The sequence below is a fragment of the Sphingosinicella sp. genome (genome assembly GCF_052387495.1).
Lineage (GTDB): Bacteria > Pseudomonadota > Alphaproteobacteria > Sphingomonadales > Sphingomonadaceae > Allosphingosinicella.
On the sequence record NZ_JBQTJC010000171.1, the window covers coordinates 1 to 19,254 of the forward strand.

Genomic DNA, 19,254 nt, shown 5'->3' on the forward strand with positions numbered 1-19,254 from the left:
CTCGGGGTCGGGGTCGAGGCCGAGGTGCTGGACCGCGCCCGAGCAAAAGCGGCGCGGGCCGGAGTCGAGATCGAGTGGCGGCAGGGGTTCGCTCACGACGCCGCGGCGCTCGGCGAACGCTTCGACAAGGCGGTGTCGAGCCTCGTCTTCCACCAGGTGCCGCTAGCCGGAAAGGCGGCCGGGATCGCGGCGATGGCCGAGGCTGTCCGCGCCGGCGGCGAGATCCACATCGCCGACTTCGCCCGGCAGCGCGGCCGGCTGATGCGGACGTTGTTCGGCATCGTCGGACGCCTCGACGGGGCAGAAAACACGCGCCCGAACGCCGATGGCGCGCTCGAGCGAATCCTGGGCGGGCTCTCCGCCGCCGCCGCCGAGCCGACGCGGAGGGTCGCGACGCCGCTCGGCGAGATCAGCCTGTTCCGGCTGAGGACGCCGGATGCGGAGACCAGCGAAAATGCGCTTGACCCTGTAGCGGGTCCAGGCCCGATATGGGCGTCGATTGCCGGTAAGGAGTGACCATGTCTGCATCCTGCTGCGGACCTTCGCACGATCGAAGCGCCTCGCCGGCCTGGCGGCGAGCGCTCTGGATCGCGCTTGTTGCAAACGGCCTGATGTTCCTCGTGGAGATGGCCGCGGGCGCGGCTTCGGGCTCGCGCGCGCTCCAGGCGGACGCGCTCGACTTTCTCGGCGATGCGGCCAATTACGCAATCAGCCTCGGCGTGCTCGGCATGGCGCTGGTCTGGCGCGCCCGCGCCGCGCTCGCCAAAGGGATAACGATCGTCGCCTTCGGCCTCTATGTGATCGTCGCGGCGCTCTGGGCGGCGCTCGGCAGCGCCACGCCGGACCCCAAGGTCATGGGCAGTGTCGGCCTGCTCGCCCTGGTGGTAAATGTCGGCGTGGCGCTTATGCTTTACCGGTTCCGCGACGGGGATGCGAACATGCGTTCGGTCTGGATCTGCTCGCGCAACGACGCGATCGGCAATGTGGCGGTCATGCTGGCGGCGCTGGGCGTGCTCGGCACCGGCACCGCCTGGCCCGACCTCATCGTCGCGGCGCTGATGGCGATGCTCGCGCTCACCGGCGGGTTCCACATCGTCCGGCAGGCGCGCGCGGAGGTGGCAAGCACGCGCGAAGCCAAGGCGCTGGCCGCGTGACGGACGAGGACGGGCCCGGCGTCTTCGTTCCGCCGCCTCTCTTGTTCGGGGTCGCGGTGGCCGCAGGCGTGCTGCTCGACGGCAATGCGCTCGAATGGCGGCACGTCACCCATCCTTCGCAATATGCCGGCGTCGCCGTCGCGCTCGCGGGTGCCGCGCTCATCGCGATTTGCCTCGGCCTGTTCCGGCGCTTCCGGACCCGGCCCGAGCCATGGGAGCCCGACCAGGTCTTGATCCGGACCGGGATCTACAGATTCAGCCGCAACCCCATGTATCTCGGCATGGCGCTGCTCTGCCTCGGGATCGCGATGTTCTTCGAGAGCATTGTCGCCTTCGTCCTGCTTGCGGTCACTCTGGTGGTGATCGACCGCTATGTCATCGCGCGCGAGGAGGCCTATCTCACCCGGCAGTTCGGCGCCGACTATGAAGCCTATCGGTCGAAGGTGAGGCGATGGCTCTGATGGGCGGCGCTTTCTTTCCGTCTCGCTTTGCTGCTAGGAGGCCGCGCATGCGCCGCTGGCTCACCTTGATCGGCACCTTGATGCTTGCCGTCATGATCTGGACGGGCACGACCGCGCATGCCGCCGAGGCGCTGGGCTGCGTCGAAGTATCGGCCGATTCGTTCGGCCATTTCGATGGCGACAAGGACGAAGTTCCCAACGACAGCGACAAGGCCGTTCCGCATCATCATGGCGGGTGCCATGGGCATCATGTCGCTGTGACCGGAGACGGCGGAACGGCCTCGCCGTCGCCGGCTGAAGCTGTCACTCGGATCTTGGGCATTGCCGACAGAATACCCGACGCCGATCCCGGCACGGTCCTCCGCCCTCCGATAGCCTGACCGCACGAACCGCGACGCGCCGCTCACGGCGCGCTTGTTCGTTCCGTCAGGAGTCAATCAATCATGAATCGAATGCTTGCTGCGGCGTCGGCCGCGGCGATGGTCCCCATATATGGGTCACCGGCGACCGCGCAGGTCAGCACGCCGGCAACGCCGCGCGTCGGCTCGCCGACGACACCGGAGCCGGCCGGTCCCCCGGCGCCCACGCGCCAGGCCGATCTGCCCCTCCTCGTTCCGCGCGAAGGGGCGCTACCGGCGTCGCTGTCGCTCCAGCAGGCGCTGGAGGAGGCGGAGGCCCGCTCGCCGGCGATTGTCGCCGCCCGCGCCGCGGTCGAGGCGGCCGAGGCGAGAGTGAGACAGGCCGGTTTCCGGTCCAATCCGGAGCTTAGCGTCGAGGTCGAGAATTTCGCCGGCACCGGCGAGCTGTCCGTTCTCCGGCGCACGGAATCGACGGTTGCGCTGAACCAGCGACTCGACCTTGGCGGCCGGCGGCAGGCGCGGGTGGGCGTCGCGCGTGCCGAGCTCGCAGCAACCGAGCTGAGGCTGTCGATCGCCCGCGCGGATCTGGCGCGACAGGTCAGGGAACAATTCGCGCGCGGAGTCGCGGCACGCGAGCGACTGCGGCTGGCGGAGGAGAACGAGGTCAGGGCCCGCGACCTCGCCCGCGTCGCCGGCGTCCTGGTCGACGCGGGCCGCGAGCCTCCGCTGCGGGCGCTGCGCGCCCGTTCCGCAGCCGCCCAGGCCAGGGCCGAGCTCGAGACCGCCCGGGCCGACGAGCAGGCGTCGCGCGCGACGCTATCGTCCCTTTTCGGCGTGAGTACGCCGGTCGAAACCCTGTCCGGCCCGCTGCTCGACCTGGAGCCGAGCATGATCGATCCCGAGCAGAGCCTCGAGGTCCGGCTGGCCGAAGTCGAGCAGCTTGGAGCGGAAGCCGCGCTGAGGCAGGAAACCACCGCGCGGAATCTCGATCCGGCGGTCGGGGTGGGAGTCCGCCACGTCCGCGAGACCGGGGACGTCGCGCTCGTCGGCGGCATCTCGATGCCGTTGCCGGTGTTCGACCGGAACCAGGGCAATGTCGCCGCCGCACGCGCCAATGTCCGCGCTGCCGAGGCGCGGCGCGCGGCCGCCCTCGCGACCATCACCGTGCGCGCCCGCAACGCCATCGCCAATGTCGAGGCGGCGGAAGCCAGGGTGGAGGCCCTGGAACGTGCCGCCTTGCCCGAGGCCGCCGAGGCGCTGCGCCTGGCCCAGGTCTCCTACCGGGAAGGACGCGCCAGCCTGCTCGAGCTGCTCGACGTGCAGACCGCCTACACCGCCGCCCAGAACGCGCTCACCGAAGCGCGCCTCGCCCTTGCCCTTGCGACCGCCGAGCTCGGCCGTGTCGCCGCTCGATAAGGAGCCCAAGATGCAACTCACGGAAGTCACGCAGGATCGCAGAAAGGTCTTCGCGACCGTTGCCGCCATGATTCTCATCGCGGGCGTGGGCGGCGTCCTCATTGGGCGCTCGCTCGATTCGGGCGAGCCGGCCACCGCCACTGTCGAAAAAGGGGAAGAGGAAGGCCACGCCCGGGAGGGCTTCGTCGAGATGACGCCCACGCGGCTGGCCGCGAGCGGGATCAGGACGACGAGGCTCGAGGCCGGGTCGCTGAGCGCGGAGATCATCGCGCAGGCGACGGTCGCAGCCCCGCCCGAGGGCCAGGCGCTCCTCACCGCCCGTGCGGACGGCGCCGTGGTTCGGATCAACAAGCGGCTCGGCGATCCCGTCGCAGCCGGAGAAGTCGTGGCGTTGCTCGAAAGCCGCGACGCCGCCGGCTTCGTCGCCGAGCGCAACGCCGCGGCTGCGCGGGAGCGCGCCGCGCACGCGGCGTGGCAGCGCGAGGAGCGCCTGTTCCGGGAACGCATTACGGCGCGCCAGGATCTCGAGGCCGCACGCGCGTCGCATGATGCCGCCGAAGTCGAGCTTGGGCGCGCCGAAGCGGCGGTGCGCGCGGCGGGCGTCACAGGCAACGGCCGCCATCTTGCGGTCACCAGTCCGATCAGCGGCCGGATCACCGAGGTCGATACGCAACTCGGCGCCTATGTCGCGGCCGGCGCGGAGCTGTTCAACGTCGCCGATCCTCGCCGCATCCAGATCGACGCCGCGGTGCCGGCCGTCGATGCCCAGCGCATCCGCCCGGGCGATCGGGCGCTGGTCGAGCTGCCGAGTGGCGGCACGGTCGAGGCGGTGGTCCGCTCGGCCACGCCTTCGCTCCACCCCGAAAGCCGCGCCGCCACCATCGTCCTGCAACCCGCCGGCACGCCGGCCGGCCTGACCCAGGGCCAGGCCGTGCGGGTGCGCATCATCCCGCGGGGGTCGGCGATCCGGACGATCGTCGTCCCCGAGGAAGCCGTGCAGCAGGTCGAGGGGCGCGATGTCGTCTTCGTCCAGGTCCGCGGCGGCTTCCAGGCGATGCCCGTCTCGATCGGCCAGCGGTCGAACGGACGGGTCGAAATATTGGAAGGTCTGCGGCCGGGCCTGGTCGCGGTCACCGAAGGCGCCTTCGTGCTGAAGTCGCAGCTCGGCGCCAGCGAGGCCGAACATTAAGGCCCGCGCGCCCTCGCTCCCTCATTCAAGCCGGCCCGCTCGGGGCGGCCACAGGATAGTCTCACCATGATCAGCCGCCTTCTCGATGCTGCCGTCCGCTTCCGCTGGGCCGTCTTGTTCATCACCCTCGCCGTCGCGGCCTATGGCGCGTTCCAGCTCTTCCGACTGCCGATCGACGCGGTTCCCGACATCACCAACAAGCAGGTGCAGGTGAACGTCTCGGCGCCAGCCTTCGGGCCGCTCGACATGGAGCGCCTCGTCACCTTCCCGATCGAGACGACGCTGGCAGGGATTCCAGGTCTCGACCATACCCGCTCGATCTCGCGCAACGGCTTTGCGCAGGTGACGGCGGTGTTCGACGAGAATGTCGACATCTATTTCGCGCGGCAGCAGGTCGCCGAGCGCCTTGGCCAGGCCGGAGAGACCCTCCCGGAAGGGGTGCAGCCGCAAATGGGGCCGGTGTCGACCGGACTGGGCGAGGTCCTGATGTGGTCGGTCGACTTCGCGCCGAATGCGACCGCACAAAATCCCCGCGTGGCTGGCCGGCCCGGCTTCCAGCCCGACGGCTCCTATCTGACCCCGGAGGGCGAGCGGCTGACCGACGAAGTCTCGCGGCTCGCCTATCTGCGCACGATCCAGGACTGGGTGGTGAGGCCGCAGCTGCGCACCGTCGAAGGCGTCGCCGGCGTCGATTCCATCGGCGGTTATGAGAAGCAGTTCATCGTGGAGCCGGATCCCGGCCGGCTTGCCGCCTACGGCATCTCCTTCTCGGAGCTTTCGGAGGCGCTCGAACGCGCCAACATCTCGGTCGGCGCGAACCTCATCCAGCGCGGCGGCGAGGCCTTCCTCATCAGGGCCGATGCGCGAATTCGCCATATCGACGAGATCGCGCGTGCGACGATCGCCACTCGCAATGGCACTCCGGTCACGGTCGGCAATGTCGCTGCGGTCCGAGTCGGCGGTGAGCTGCGCACCGGCGCCGCCTCGATGAACGGACGCGAGGTCGTCATCGGCACGGCGCTTATGCTGGCCGGCGGCAACAGCCGCATCGTCGCCGAACAAGTGGCCGAAAGGCTCGAGGAAGTGTCCCGGTCGCTGCCGCCGGGGGTTCGGGTCACCCCGGTGTACAATCGCTCGTCGCTGGTCGAGGCGACGATCTCTACGGTCGAGGAAAATTTGGTGCTGGGCGCGCTGGCCGTGATCGCCTCGCTCTTCTGGCTGCTCGGCAATATTCGCGCGGCGATCATCGCCGCGCTGGTCATTCCCCTGTCCTTCCTGATGATGGCGATCGGGATGAATCAATATGGCGTGTCGGGGAATCTCATGAGCCTCGGCGCGCTCGACTTCGGCCTGATCGTCGACGGGTCGATTATCATCATCGAGAATTGTCTGAGACGGCTTGCCGAACGGCAGCATCGGGAGAGCCGGCAGTTGGCGCTACCCGAGCGCCTTCACGAAGTGTTCGAGGCGTCCAGGGAGATGATCCGCCCGACCATCTTCGGCCAGGCGATCATCCTGCTCGTCTTCGCGCCGCTGCTGACCTTCACCGGTGTCGAGGGCAAGATGTTCACGCCGATGGCGATCACCGTCATGCTGGCTCTGATCGGCGCGTTCATCCTGTCTCTTACCTTCGTACCCGCGATGGTGGCGATCCTGATCAGGGGCAAGGTCGCCGAGAAGGAAGTTCGCGCGATCCTCTGGGTCAAGGACCGCTACGAGCCGGTGCTGCGGCGCGTGATCCGACGGCCCTGGCCATGGATCGGCGCCGGTGTCGGGACATTCGTCGCCGCGGGGCTCCTCTTCATGACGCTGGGACAGGAGTTCATCCCGCAGCTCGACGAAGGCGATCTCTCGGTGCAGGCGATCCGGATCCCATCGACCTCGCTCGACCAGTCGCTCGAGATGCAGCGCCGGGTCGAACGGGCAATCTCGTCGCTGCCGGAAGTGGCCTTCATCTACTCGAAGACGGGCACCGCGGAGGTCGCGACCGACCCGATGCCGCAGAACATCTCCGACGCCTTCGTTATCCTGAGGCCCCCGGGGCAATGGCCCGAAGGCGTCGACAGCAAGGAGGACGTCGTCGAGCGCATCGAGGAGCGGATGAGGAGTCTCACCGGCAACGCCTATGAGGTCAGCCAGCCGATCGAGATGCGCTTCAACGAGTTGATCGCCGGGGTCCGTGGCGATGTCGCGATCAAGATCTTCGGCGACGATCTCGACGAGCTCGAGCGAGTCGCCCGGCAAATCGCCGGAGTGATCGGCCAGGTCCCGGGCGCCGCCGACCTGCGCGTCGAGCAGACCGCCGGATTCCCGACGCTCGACATGCAGTTCAACCGGGACGCGATCTCCCGCTACGGCCTGTCGATCCGGGAGGTGACCGACACGATCGCGGCGGCGCTCGGCGGACGGGAGTCCGGTCTCGTCTTCGAAGGCGCCCGCAGATTCGACATCGTCGTGCGACTTCCGAACGCGACTCGCGACGATCTCGGGGCGGTCGGCGCCCTGCCGGTGATGCTGCCGGAAGGCGGCGCCGGCGTCCGCCATTCGGTTCCGCTCAGGGAAGTCGCGAGCTTCCGGTTCTCGGAAGGGGTGAACCAGGTCAGCCGGGAGAATGGCCAGCGGCGCGTGGTCGTGCAGGCCAATGTTCGCGGCAGCGACCTCGGCTCGTTCGTTGAGGAGGCTCAGGCGCGGGTCGCCCGGGAGGTCACCCTGCCTCCCGGCGTCTTCATCCGCTGGGGCGGACAATATGAAAATCTGCAGGCCGCCTCGGCGCGCCTGTCGATCGTCATTCCCGTCGTATTCATCCTGATTTTCGGAATCCTCTTCCTGGCGCTGCGCAGCGTCTCCGCGGCGCTCGCGGTCTATTCCGCGGTTCCGCTGGGTCTCGCCGGAGGTGTGTTCGGCCTTGCGCTGGCCGGGCTCTCCTTCTCGATCTCGGCAGCGGTCGGCTTCATCGTGCTGTCCGGCGTCACCGTGCTGAACGGGCTCGTGGTGATGACGGCCATCCGGCAACGGATCGGCGAGGGCCTCCCGGTGGACCAGTCGATCCGGGAGGGCATGATGGAACGAGTGCGGGCGGTCATCATCACCGGCGTTGTGCCCGCGATCGGCTTCATTCCGATGGCGGTCGCCACCGGCCGCGGCGCCGAGGTGCAAAAGCCGCTCGCCATCGTCGTCATCGCCGGCCTCATCGTCGCCACCTTGCTGACATTGTTCGTGCTGCCGGCGATCAGTCACCTGCTGCTGCGCATCCGCCGCAGGAAGCACGTCCCCGGCGAATATGAAGGTGAGGACGCGTTCGGCCGCGAATTGCCGGCCAAATGAAAACCGGCAAGAAGAAATCGATGCCGACGGTTGATGCGCGGCGGGACGGCATCCTTCGCGTCGCGGGCGACGGGCGTCTGACGACCGAGGACGATATTGGTTTCGTGTCGCGCTTCGAGCGCCTCGCACGCGCCGCGAATCCAATCCTCATGGGGCTTGGACCGAGTTTCGCCCGCTGGACGCTCGGCGCGTTGTGGCGGAGCGTCGAATTCGACGCCCTGCACCTGCGCCAATTCGGACGAATGGCGGTGGTCGGCGACAAGAAGTGGCAGGAGTGGGAGGCCGACGCCAGCAACCTGGTCTTTCCCGGGGAAGCCCGCTTCTTCGAGCGGGACGCGATAGAGCGCGCGAAAGCCTGGCTCCGGAATCCGGACGGGGAGCGCGAGACTTGAGCGAAGCCGATTTCGATCTTCGAAGCCGGGACAAGCGCAAGATTCTCTGGATCGTGCTCGCACTCAACGCCGCGCTCGCGACTGCCTTTTTCGCGACCGGCTTCCTAGGCGATTCCAGCGCGCTCATCGCCAACGGTCTCGATAACAGCTCCGACGCGATCGTCTACGCGATCAGCCTGATGGCGCTCGGCCGCCCACCCAAATGGAAGCGGATCGCAGCGCGATTCTCCGGCATCATGCTGCTCGCGTTCGCGGGCGGAGTCATGATCGATGCGGGACGCAGGTTCGTCTCCGGTTCGGAACCAATCGGCGTCATGATGATGGGGATGGCGCTCGTGGCGGCGGCCGTGAACCTCCTGTCGCTCTGTTTGCTCAGGCGGCTAAGGGGAAAGGACGTGAACCTGCGTGCCGCGACCACGTTCAGCTTCAACGACTTCGTTTCGAACGGCGGCATCGTCATTGGCGGCATCGTCGTCCTCTGGACCGGCCAGAACTGGCCCGATCTCGTCGTCGGTATCGGTGTTGCATCGATAGCGATCTACGGCGGTATCGACATCCTGCGGGATGCCCGTGACGATGCGAAGAAAGCAAATCAGGGTTAGGACATGGGGTCCAAAGCAAGCTCAATTCGGCCAGTCCCGCGTCCGGCGACCTGCGCAACCGGCCGGGATCCGGAGATCGTCCGGGTCTCGCCCGAACTCCTCTTGTGCGACCCTGAACCAGGAAAGGATTAGGCCATGGGAGCAGGCCACGATCACAGCCACGTTGCCGGCTCCAACAGCAGGAATCTGTCCATCGCGCTGGCCCTGACCACAACCTTCCTTGTGGCGGAGGTTGTCGGCGCCTTCGTCTTCAACAGCCTCGCGCTGCTGTCCGATGCGGCGCACATGCTCACCGATGCGGCTGCACTCGCCATCGCGCTCGCGGCGATCAGGATCGGCCAACGGCCTGCGGACGACCGACGAACCTTCGGCTATCGCCGGTTCGAGATACTCGCGGCGGCGTTCAACGCGCTGCTGCTGTTCGCAGTCGCCGGCTACGTGCTCTGGGAAGGCGTCGGACGCTTCTTCGAGCCGGAACCGGTCGGCTCGGGCGGCATGCTTGTCGTCGCGGCGCTCGGCCTGATCGTCAACCTCGTCGCGATGCGCTTGCTCGCTTCCGGGAAGGAAGAGAGCCTCAATGTAAAAGGCGCCTATCTCGAAGTCTGGGCCGACATGCTGGGCTCGCTCGGCGTCATCGCCGGCGCCGGCATCATCATGATCACCGGCTGGCTCTGGGTCGACCCGCTTGTCGCCATCGGCATTGGGCTGTGGGTGCTGCCCAGGACCTGGGTCTTGCTGAAGGACACGACGCACATCCTGCTCGAGGGCGTGCCCGACCGGCTCAGCATCATCAAGATCAGGAGCGCAATTGCGGAATCCGAAGGCGTGGCCGGCGTTCATGACCTTCACATCTGGTCCCTGACGAGCGACGACAGCAGTCTCTCCGTCCATGTCGAGCTCGCGCCCGGCGCGGATGCCGAGGTGGTCCGCACGCTTCTGGCCAAGATGCTGCGTGAGCGGTTCAATATCGAGCATGCGACAATTCAGACGGAGAGCGAGTCATGCGAGGCCGGTCCCGGTCTCCACCCGTGACGAATATGCGGCCGCTTCGCCGAGACCCTGCTGCAGCACGGTCAGTTGCGCACCGAAGGCCGGTCGACTAGTCAGCGGCCTGTGCGCGATTCGGTCCGGTCCCTTCTCGTCTTTGCCGCCTGCCTGATGGCCTCGCTGTGGCTGTCGACACCCGCGGCTGCCTGGAAGGTTCACGGCACGGCGCACCTGTCTTCTCCCGTTTCGGTCGACCAGCATCATCACCATGCCGACGACGGGTCGCCCATCGACGATCGCCAAGCTCCGTCCGACCGCGACGGCCCGGGTCACAACCATATCGTCGGCGGCGCGGCGTCGCTGAACGCGACGGTGGGAGAGGGCCATGAAGTCTCGCCGCGGGCGGCGGATGCCCTCTCGGCGATCGGCGGCCTGACACCGATTCTGCACGAGACGAGTCGTCCGCCGCCTTACGAACCTCCACGCGCCAGCTAGTTTCGCCTGATCTCCGCGCCGTTCTCACGTGTGCGGGCCTCTGCGATTCAAGCTGGAGCCCCGGATGTATCCCAATTCTGCCATCGGCCGCGCCTGCGGCCAGGCGGCGATCGCCGCCATCGCGCTCGTCGTCGCGACGCCGGCAACGGCCTTTCAATCGGCCGCCGCGCCAGCGGCCGCGCCTCAGCGCGCCCGCGAGATACTGACGCTCGACAGCGCGATCGTCCGAGCGCTGGCTGCGGCTCCCGAAGCTGAGTCCAACGCCGCGCGGCTCGACGCATTGCGCGCGGCCCGGCGCCAGGCCGGCGTACGGCCCAATCCCACGATCGAGGTGCTGGGCGAGAATGTCGCCGGCACCGGCCCCTATCGTCTGATCGACGGCGTCGAGGTCACCGCGAGCTACGCCCAGACGATCGAGCGCGGCAACAAGCGCGAGGCCAGGATCGCGATGGCCGAGCGGGAGATCGACATCGCCACCGCCGAGGCGCTTGTCCAGCGGCTCGACATCGCCGAGCGCGTGCAGACCGCCTATGTCGCGGCGCTGACCGCCGAGGCGATGATCGGCGTCGCAACCGAGCGCGTCCGCCTGGCCCGGGAGCTTCGCGCGGAGGTGATGCGGCGCGTTCGCGAGGCCAGGGACCCGCTCTTCGCGGGCACGCGCGCCGACACCCGCGTCGCCGAAGCCGAGGTCGACCTCGAACTCGCACTTCATGCGCGCGATGCCGCCTTCGGGCGTCTGGCGGCCTTCTGGGGCGGCTCCGCCGACGGACTTGAGATTTCGCTCGACCAGTTTTTCATGCTCGATGCGCCGGCGCCGCAACTGGGCGGCGCGATCGCGCCGGCCGATCTCGCCATTTTCGAGGCGCGCGCGCGGCGTGCCGAGGCCGCCATCGCCGTGGAGCAGGCGCGGCGGATCCAGGACCCGATTGTGCGCGGCGGCGTGCGCTACCTGAACACGACGGGCGACGTTGCTCTTATCGGCGGCATTTCGATCCCGCTCGGACGCAACGACACCAACCGCTTCAATGTCGAGCGGGCGCAGGCCGAACGGCGGCGCGCGGAGGCCGACATCGAGATCGCGCGCGTGATGCGTCAGCGTCAGCTGGCCTTGGCGCGGGAGCGTGTCGAGGAAACGCGCCACGAGGCCCAGGCGATCTACGAGCAGGTCTTTCCGGGCGCGATGCGAACGCTGGAGCAGGTCCGCGCGGGCTTCGCCCAAGGCGGCTTCCGCCACGCCGACATCGACGAGGCGCAGACGCGGCTCGCCGAGGTGCGGGCGCGCATGGTGCGCGCCACCGCCGAATATCACCAGGCGCTCGTTGAGCTCGACCGGCTGACCGGCCGGTTCGCCGAGCGCCTGCCGCAAGAGGGGGGTCGCTAAGATGAAAACCTGCATGCCGCCGCGCGCCATCGCCTGGCTTCTGCTCGCCGCCGCGCCGATCGCGCTGAACGCCTGTACGGGCGCCGCGACCGAGAACGCTTCCGAGGAAGCCGCCGCCGACTAGGAGCGCGGCCCGCACGGGGGCCGCATGCTGCGCGACGACGACTTCGCGATCGAGGTCACCGTGTTCGAGGAGGGCGTTCCCCCCGAATATCGCCTCTACGCCTATAGGGACGGCCAGCCGGTCCCGCCTGGGCAAGTTCAGGCGGCCGTGACCGTCCGGCGCCTCGACGGCGAGGTCAACCGCTTCGCCTTCCGGCCGGAGCAGGATTATCTGCGGGGCAACGCCACTTTGGTCGAGCCGCACAGCTTCGATGTCGAGGTGGTCGCGCTCGAGGGCGGCCGGCGGCACGTCTGGCGCTTCCCATCCTACGAGGGCCGCACGACGATCGGCGCCGAGGCGGCACGGGCGGCGGGGATCCGCATCGAGCGGGTCGGGCCCGGCGTGATCGACGAGACTGTGGAAGTGGTCGGCCGGGTCGAGCTCGATCCCGGCGCGACCGCCGAGGTCGGCGCCCGCTTCCCCGGCCGCGTCGTCGCGGTCGCGGCCCATGTCGGCGACCGCGTGAGGCGCGGCCAATTGCTCGCCCGGATCGAAAGCAGCGAGAGCCTCCAGACCTATTCGGTCTATGCGCCGATGACCGGCGTCGTCGCCGAGCGCCGCACCAATGTCGGCGACGTGACCGGCAGCGATCCCCTCTTCGTCCTCGCCGACCCCGGCCGTACCATGGCGGTGTTTCCGATCTTCCCGCGCGACATGGAGCGCATCCGGCCTGGCCAGCCCGTCCAGCTCGGTGGCCTTGAAGGCAACCGGGCGCATGCGTCGATCATTCGCGACTTCAGGCCCGAGGCCGATGCGATGACCGGAGCCACGCAGGCGCGCGTTCCGCTGCCCAATCCGGACGGCTTCTGGCGGGCGGGGATGAGCGTGCGCGGCCGGGTGACCATTGCCCGCCGTCAGGTGCCTCTGGCCGTGCGCACCGAGGCGCTGCAGCAGTTCCGCGACTTCACCGTCGTCTTCGCGCAGGTCGGCAACACCTACGAGGTCCGGATGCTCGAGCTCGGCGCGCGGACGCCCGAGTGGACCGAAGTCCTGGGCGGAATCCGGCCGGGCCAGCCTTACGCCGCCGAGGGCAGCTACGTGATCAAAGCCGATATCGAGCGCTCCGGCGCCAGCCACGACCACTAGGAGAGACAGCCATGCTCGAACGCATCATCAGGCTGTCGATCCGGCAGCGCTGGGCGATCCTCGCCCTGATCGCCCTCGTGGTCGCGGTCGGCGTGTGGAGTTTCGGCCGGCTCAAGATCGACGCCGTGCCGGACATCACCAACGTCCAGGTGCAGATCAACACGCCGGCGCCCGGATTCTCGCCTTTGGAGGCGGAGCAACGGATCACGTTTCCGGTGGAGATCGCGCTCGCGGGACTGCCGAGGCTCAGCTACACCCGCTCGGTCTCGCGGTCCGGTTTGAGTCAGGTCACCGTCGTCTTCGAGGACGGCACCGACATCTATTTCGCCAGGCAGCTGGTGGGCGAGCGGCTGCAGGGCGTGCGCAGCAGCCTCCCGGCGGGCGTCGAGCCCGCAATGGGCCCGATCGCGACCGGCCTCGGCGAAATCTACATGTACACGCTCGAGGCGCGCTCCGGCGCGCGCAAGGCGGACGGCACGCGCTACACGCCGCAGGATCTCCGCACGCTGCATGACTGGGTGGTGCGGCCACAATTGCGCAACGTCCGGGGCGTCACCGAGGTCAATTCGGTCGGCGGAAACCGGCGCGAATATGTCGTCGCGCCGATCCCGGCGCGGCTTTCCGGCTTTGGCCTGTCGATCTCCGATCTCACCCGGGCGCTCGAACGCAACAACGCCAATGTCGGCGCCGGCTATGTCGAGCGCTCGGGGTCGCAATATGTCATCCGGGTTCCCGGCCAGGCGGCCAACACCCAGGATCTTTCGGGGATCGTCGTCGCCTATCGGGGCGGGACGCCTATCCGCGTCGCCGATGTCGCCGACGTTTCGATCGGATCCGAGATCCGGCAGGGCGCCGCGACGAGGAACGGCCAGGAAGTCGTCCTCGGGACGATCTACATGCTGGTCGGCGAGAACGCCCGCGAGGTCAGCGTCGCGGTCGCCGAGCGGCTGGAGGAGGTGAACGCCTCGCTCCCGCCCGGAGTCCGTGCCGAGCCGGTCTATGACAGATCCCGGCTGGTCGAAGCGACGATCGGCACGGTCGAGAAGAACCTGGCCGAAGGCGCACTGCTCGTCATCGTCGTGCTGTTTCTGTTGCTCGGCAACATCCGCGCCGCGCTGATCACGGCGGCGGTGATCCCGCTGTCCTTTCTGCTCACCATCGTCGGCATGGTCGAATGGGACCTGTGGGGCTATCTGTTGAGTATTGGCGCGCTCGTTTTCGGCCTGATCGTCGATGGCGCGGTGATCATCGTCGAGAACTGCCTGAGGCGGTTCGGCGAAGAACAGCATCGGCTCGGCCGGCTGCTGACACGCGACGAAAGGTTCGAGCTTACGGCGGAAGCATCGACGGAGGTGATCCGGCCCAGCCTGTTCGGCATCGCGATCATCACCATCGTCTATCTGCCGATCTTCGCGTTGACCGGCGTGGAGGGAAAGACCTTCCACCCGATGGCGATCACGGTGGTGCTGGCGCTCACCGCGGCGGCGGTTCTGTCGCTGACCTTCGTTCCGGCCGCGGTGGCGACCTTCGTCACCGGCAAGGTCAAGGAGAAGGAGGGCGCGATCATGCGCGTCGCCAAGCGGGGCTATGCGCCCCTGCTCGATTGGGCGCTCAAGTTTCGTGGCGCCGTCATCCTCGGCGCGGTCGCCTTGGTCGCGGTCACTGGCATCGCCGCGACCCGGCTCGGCTCCGAGTTCATCCCGAACCTGGACGAAGGCGACATCGCGCTGCACGCGCTGCGCATTCCGGGCACCAGTCTGACCCAGGCGGTGCAGATGCAATCGGCGCTCGAGCACCGCCTCCGGCAGTTTCCGGAGGTCCAGTCCGTATTCGCCAAGATCGGCACCGCCGACGTCGCCACCGATCCCGTCCCGCCCTCGGTCGCCGATACGTTCATCATCATGCGGCCGCGAAGCGAATGGCCCGACCCGCGCAAGCCCAAGGCGCAGCTCGTCGCCGAGATGAACGCCGCCGTGCAGCAGGTGCCGGGATCCCGCTACGAGTTCATCCAGCCGATCCAGATGCGCTTCAACGAGCTCATCGCGGGCGTGCGCTCCGATGTCGCGATCCGGATCATGGGCGACGATCTCGACGAGCTCGCCAGCGCCGCCGAGCGCGTGGTCGGCGTCGTGTCCTCGATCGACGGCGCCGAAGACACGCAGGCCGAGCAGGTGACCGGGCTTCCGTTCATCGAGATCGTGCCGGATCGGGCCCGGCTGACCCAGCTCGGGATCAACGTCGCCGATGTCCAGGAGGTCGTCTCCGCGGCCACGGGCGGGACCGAGGCGGGACAGGTGTTCGAGGGCGACCGGCGGTTCAACATCGTCGTCCGTCTGCCGGAGACGATCCGCCAGGAAGAAGGGGTGCTGGAGCGGCTGCCGGTGCCGCTGCCGGGCGGCGGCGAGGGATTGCGCGGATCGGTGCCGCTCTCGGAAGTGGCGACGATCAACCGGACCGTCGGGCCAAACCAGATCAGCCGCGAGAACGGAAAGCGCCGCGCCGTGGTGACGGTCAATGTGCGCGGCCGCGATCTCGGCTCGTTCATCGCCGAGGTCCAGGATCGGATCGGCGCCGATATCGAGCTGCCCGAAGGCTATTGGATCGAATATGGCGGCACATTCCAGCAGCTTCAGTCCGCCTCGCGGCGGCTGCAAATCGTGGTGCCCTTGGCCCTCCTGCTCATCTTCGGGCTGCTTTTCCTGCTGTTCGGATCGGCCAGGGATTCGGCGATCGTATTCTCGGGCGTACCGCTGGCGCTGACGGGCGGCGTGTTCGCGCTTCTCCTGCGCGGAATCCCCTTCTCCATTTCCGCCGGGGTGGGCTTCATCGCCCTGTCGGGCGTCGCCGTCCTGAACGGGGTGGTGATGCTCACCTTCATCAAGCAGCTGCGCGAAGAGGGGCGCGCGCTCGAGGACGCGATCAGGGAGGGCGCGCTGACCCGTCTCCGTCCGGTGCTGATGACCGCCCTGGTCGCCAGCCTGGGCTTCGTCCCGATGGCGCTCAACGTGGGCCTGGGCTCGGAAGTGCAGCGGCCGCTCGCGACGGTCGTGATCGGCGGGATCATCTCCTCGACCCTGCTCACCCTGGTGCTGCTTCCGGCGCTCTATCGCGTCGTCCACGGCGGCAGGCGGGTTGCGGATGTGCCCCCTGCCCGACCGGCGCCAACGGCCTAGAGCGGAGGACTGGAATTGACTCGCTCCCCGGACAGCGAACGCGGCTTCATCGCGGTGCCCGTCTCGACAGCCGAACAGGCGCTCGCCTGGAGCATTGCTCTCATTGCCGGGAAATGGGTGAAGCAGCCGCATCGAGGCAGGCCTGCAATGAGCGCGGCCGGCGTTCCAATCGGGCGCTAGGCGAGTCGGGAGATTCCGATGTTGTCCATCCTTCGACACCGTACCTATCGCCATCTGTTCCTGGCGCAGGCGATCGCGCTGGTCGGGACCGGTCTCGCGACGGTCGCGCTCAGCCTCCTCGCGTTCGACATCGCCGGCGGCGACGCCGGGGCGGTCCTCGGCACGGCGCTGGCGATCAAGATGGCGGCCTATATCGGTATCGCACCGCTCGTCGGCGCCTATGCGGACCGGCTGCCGCGTCGGGCCTTTCTGATCGCGATGGATGCGGTGAGAGCCGGCGTCGCGCTGGTGCTGCCGTTCGTCGATCAGGTCTGGCAGATCTATCTGCTGATCTTTCTTCTGCAATCGGCGTCGGCGGCGTTCACCCCGACCTTCCAGGCGACGATCCCGGACGTGCTGCCGGACGAGCGTGATTATACGCGCGCGCTTTCGCTTTCTCGTCTCGCCTACGACCTGGAAAGCCTCGCCAGCCCGCTCCTCGCCGCCGCCTTGCTCGCCGTCATCAGCTTCCACTGGCTGTTTGCCGGGACGGCGATCGGATTCCTGGCCTCCGCGCTGCTCGTCGCGACCATCCTGCTGCCGCAGCCAGGGGCAGCCGCACGGCGCAAGGACGGCATCTACGCCAGGACGACGCGCGGCATCCGCATCTATCTCGCCACGCCGCGCCTGCGTGGCCTCCTCGCCGTCACGCTCGCCGCCGCCGCGGCCAGCGCGATGGTCATCGTGAACAGCGTCGTGATCGTGCGGGACCTGCTCGGACTTGGTCAAAGCGACCTGGCGCTGATCCTCGCAACCTATGGCGGCGGCTCGATGCTCGCGGCCGTCGCCATGCCGAGGCTATTGGACCGGTTCGGCGACCGCTCGGTCATGCTTCTTGCGGCCGGGCTTCTGTGCGGCGCGCTCGGCGCGATGGCGACGATCGTCGAGGCCGTCGGCCCGCCTCGCTTGTGGACCTTCGTGCTTGGCGGCTGGTTCGTCCTCGGGATCGCCTATTCGATGACCGTGACGCCGGGGGGACGGCTGTTGCGGCGATCATCCAGTCCGCAGGACCGTCCGGCCCTGTTTGCGGCCCAGTTCGCGCTGAGCCATGGCTGCTGGCTGATCGCCTATCCGCTCTCGGGCTGGCTCGGCGCGAGCTTCGACCAGACCGTCGCATTTGCCGGGATGGCGGCGATCGCGGTGATCGGCGCGATAGCCGGCGCCATGCTGTGGCCGAGGCAGGATCCCGAAGGGGTCCTCCACGATCATCCCGACCTGCCGGTCGATCATCCGCATCTTCAGGAGGGCCATCGCCCCGGGCTGCCGGTCCATGACTTCGTGATCGACGATCTTCATCCCCGGTGGCCGGGTCGCGGATAGACCAATGGCCGTGCGCCGGTCTTGTCGATTTTCGGAGTTCAGGCCGCTTTTTCGAGCATCGGAGGCGGCGGCGCCAATAGAGGGATGATCGCCTGCGCTGCGAGATCCTCGAGGCCGTCGGTTATCCAGCGCGAATAGTGACGCTCGATCATCACGACGCTGGTGTCGTGCAGCGCCGCGACCAGCCGGATCGGCAGACCGGCTTTGATGCCGCGCACGATCGAGGAGTGTCGCAAGGCGTAGGGCACGACAGGGTCGATGCCGGCCTTCTCGCAGATTTGCTTCCACGGCCGAGTCATCTCGCTCGACGAAGTCCACGGCCCACGGCGATCGCGCTTCCACGTGTTGACCCCAAGCTGGACGTAGCGCCACCGGCACAGAAGAGGCTCGCGGCTGCTGCGTCCTTCGCAGACGGGGCGAAGCGCCGCCAGCACGTCCTCCCCGACCCGCATCGCGGTATAGCTGTCGTGCCGGCGCTTGCCCTTCCGGCTGTTCGGCACGATCAGACGAGACTGGCCGAATTGGACGTCCCCCACGATCATGCGCGTGACCTGGGAGAACCGTGCGCCGGTCGCCGCGAGAAGGACGATTAGCCGGGCCAGGTCGCCGTCGAGATCGATTTCGATGGCGGCGGCGATGATCGCGCGAACCTCGGCGTCATCAAGGACCTGGTTTTCTCGCGCGCGCTCCTCGAAGCTCGGGCCCTCATCCTCGAAGCTGAGGCCGAGACGAACGCTTTCCGCGAAATCGGCGGGCAGACGCTTGCGGTACGGGCGATAGGCCGCGTTGAGCGCGGCCTTGAAGTTCGTGGCGGTCCGTACGCGGCTCACGCGCTTTAGCGAGGATGACAAATCCTTCCGCCACGCTCTCAGATCTTCCTCCGTGATCTCGTCCAAACGTTTCTCCGCGAGTGTCGAGGACCGCAGCACGTGCTTGCCGAGATTGCTGCTCGCATCCGATTTGGCCGGTCGGCCGGCCAACTGGGTGGAACGGGCATCGCGCATCGCGACGTAGCTTCGGATCGCGTCGGCGACCGTGGGCAGAGGGTCGAGGCTCGCCTCCTCCTCTGCTCTGCGAAGAACGCAGACCTTGTCGCGAGCGGCCCGGACGGCCGCCTCGTAGGAAAGCGTTCCGACCGCCAGCTGGTCGTCGGCCGTCCCCAAAGGCGCCTGCCGGTATTTCTTGTTCCCGGCATACCAGCGAACCAGCCAGCGGCCGCCGCGCTTGCCCTTGCGATAACCCAACGTAACGTCGGGATCGATGCCTCGCCAATGCAGACCCTGCCGCAAGTCCGCCCGCGCGGACCGCGATTGGAGCCGTGCCTGGCGCCCGTCGGAACCCATCATCTCACCCCAAAAAGCGTCAAACTTTCGTCAAACGCACAAGGAAGTTTGACGAAAGATACAGACGGACGAAGCTAAGTCAAGTATTTGATTTAATTGGATTGTAACGGACCTAGACGGACGAACAAAACAAGAACACGGACAGCTCTCACGGCGAAAACACGGGTTCGAGTCCCGTAGGGGTCACCAG

General features: G+C 67.9%; 17 protein-coding genes. 16 read left to right on the plus strand and 1 reads right to left on the minus strand.

The window, feature by feature from the left end; all coding sequences use genetic code 11:
- The 16 genes from ACT4N8_RS09595 to ACT4N8_RS09670 all read left to right on the plus strand — a co-directional run.
- Positions 1–516, plus strand: a 516-nt coding sequence (locus ACT4N8_RS09595) for a methyltransferase domain-containing protein (RefSeq protein ID WP_444857908.1), incomplete at its 5' end; no start/stop codon positions are given.
- Between the two features lie 2 nt (positions 517–518).
- On the plus strand, positions 519–1,154 hold the full coding sequence (locus tag ACT4N8_RS09600) for a cation transporter (RefSeq protein WP_444857909.1): 636 nt from the start codon (positions 519–521) through the stop codon (positions 1,152–1,154).
- On the plus strand, positions 1,151–1,615 hold the full coding sequence (locus tag ACT4N8_RS09605; protein WP_444857910.1) for a methyltransferase family protein: 465 nt from the start codon (positions 1,151–1,153) through the stop codon (positions 1,613–1,615). The genes ACT4N8_RS09600 and ACT4N8_RS09605 overlap by 4 nt, the downstream gene beginning before the upstream one ends.
- Positions 1,616–1,662: 47 nt before the next feature.
- Positions 1,663–1,995 carry a hypothetical protein gene (locus tag ACT4N8_RS09610; RefSeq protein WP_444857911.1) on the plus strand — a complete coding sequence of 111 codons (333 nt, stop codon included), beginning with the start codon at positions 1,663–1,665 and terminating at the stop codon, positions 1,993–1,995.
- A gap of 63 nt (positions 1,996–2,058) precedes the next feature.
- The gene (locus tag ACT4N8_RS09615) at positions 2,059–3,390 is read left to right on the plus strand and encodes a TolC family protein (protein WP_444857912.1); all 1,332 of its coding nucleotides are present in this window, start codon (positions 2,059–2,061) and stop codon (positions 3,388–3,390) included.
- 10 nt (positions 3,391–3,400) lie between these two features.
- Positions 3,401–4,579 carry an efflux RND transporter periplasmic adaptor subunit gene (locus ACT4N8_RS09620; RefSeq protein ID WP_444857913.1) on the plus strand — a complete coding sequence of 393 codons (1,179 nt, stop codon included), beginning with the start codon at positions 3,401–3,403 and terminating at the stop codon, positions 4,577–4,579.
- A gap of 66 nt (positions 4,580–4,645) precedes the next feature.
- Complete coding sequence (locus ACT4N8_RS09625) at positions 4,646–7,903, plus strand: efflux RND transporter permease subunit (protein WP_444857914.1); 3,258 nt, start codon at positions 4,646–4,648, stop codon at positions 7,901–7,903.
- On the plus strand, positions 7,900–8,295 hold the full coding sequence (locus ACT4N8_RS09630) for an STAS/SEC14 domain-containing protein (RefSeq protein ID WP_444857915.1): 396 nt from the start codon (positions 7,900–7,902) through the stop codon (positions 8,293–8,295). Before ACT4N8_RS09625 ends, ACT4N8_RS09630 begins: the two co-directional genes overlap by 4 nt.
- A complete protein-coding gene (locus ACT4N8_RS09635) occupies positions 8,292–8,897 on the plus strand; it encodes a cation transporter (protein WP_444857916.1) in 606 nt (201 codons plus the stop codon). Before ACT4N8_RS09630 ends, ACT4N8_RS09635 begins: the two co-directional genes overlap by 4 nt.
- Before the next feature lie 135 nt (positions 8,898–9,032).
- Entirely contained in the window at positions 9,033–9,929 is an 897-nt protein-coding gene (locus ACT4N8_RS09640) for a cation diffusion facilitator family transporter (protein ID WP_444857917.1), read from the plus strand.
- Between the two features lie 81 nt (positions 9,930–10,010).
- The gene (locus tag ACT4N8_RS09645) at positions 10,011–10,379 is read left to right on the plus strand and encodes a hypothetical protein (RefSeq protein ID WP_444857918.1); all 369 of its coding nucleotides are present in this window, start codon (positions 10,011–10,013) and stop codon (positions 10,377–10,379) included.
- A gap of 64 nt (positions 10,380–10,443) precedes the next feature.
- Positions 10,444–11,760 (plus strand): TolC family protein, encoded by a 1,317-nt coding sequence (locus tag ACT4N8_RS09650; RefSeq protein WP_444857919.1) that lies wholly within the window; start codon positions 10,444–10,446, stop codon positions 11,758–11,760.
- Between the two features lies 1 nt (position 11,761).
- Positions 11,762–11,884, plus strand: coding sequence for a hypothetical protein (locus ACT4N8_RS09655; RefSeq protein WP_444857920.1), 123 nt, complete (start codon positions 11,762–11,764; stop codon positions 11,882–11,884).
- A 24-nt stretch (positions 11,885–11,908) separates the two neighbouring features.
- Positions 11,909–13,009 (plus strand): efflux RND transporter periplasmic adaptor subunit, encoded by a 1,101-nt coding sequence (locus tag ACT4N8_RS09660; protein WP_444857921.1) that lies wholly within the window; start codon positions 11,909–11,911, stop codon positions 13,007–13,009.
- Positions 13,010–13,020: 11 nt separating this feature from the next.
- Complete coding sequence (locus ACT4N8_RS09665; RefSeq protein WP_444857922.1) at positions 13,021–16,182, plus strand: efflux RND transporter permease subunit; 3,162 nt, start codon at positions 13,021–13,023, stop codon at positions 16,180–16,182.
- Between the two features lie 198 nt (positions 16,183–16,380).
- On the plus strand, positions 16,381–17,721 hold the full coding sequence (locus tag ACT4N8_RS09670) for an MFS transporter (protein WP_444857923.1): 1,341 nt from the start codon (positions 16,381–16,383) through the stop codon (positions 17,719–17,721).
- Between the two features lie 38 nt (positions 17,722–17,759).
- Here the strand turns inward: ACT4N8_RS09670 and ACT4N8_RS09675 are convergent, their stop codons facing one another.
- Entirely contained in the window at positions 17,760–18,725 is a 966-nt protein-coding gene (locus tag ACT4N8_RS09675; protein WP_444857924.1) for a tyrosine-type recombinase/integrase, read from the minus strand.
- Positions 18,726–19,254: the final 529 nt, after the last annotated feature.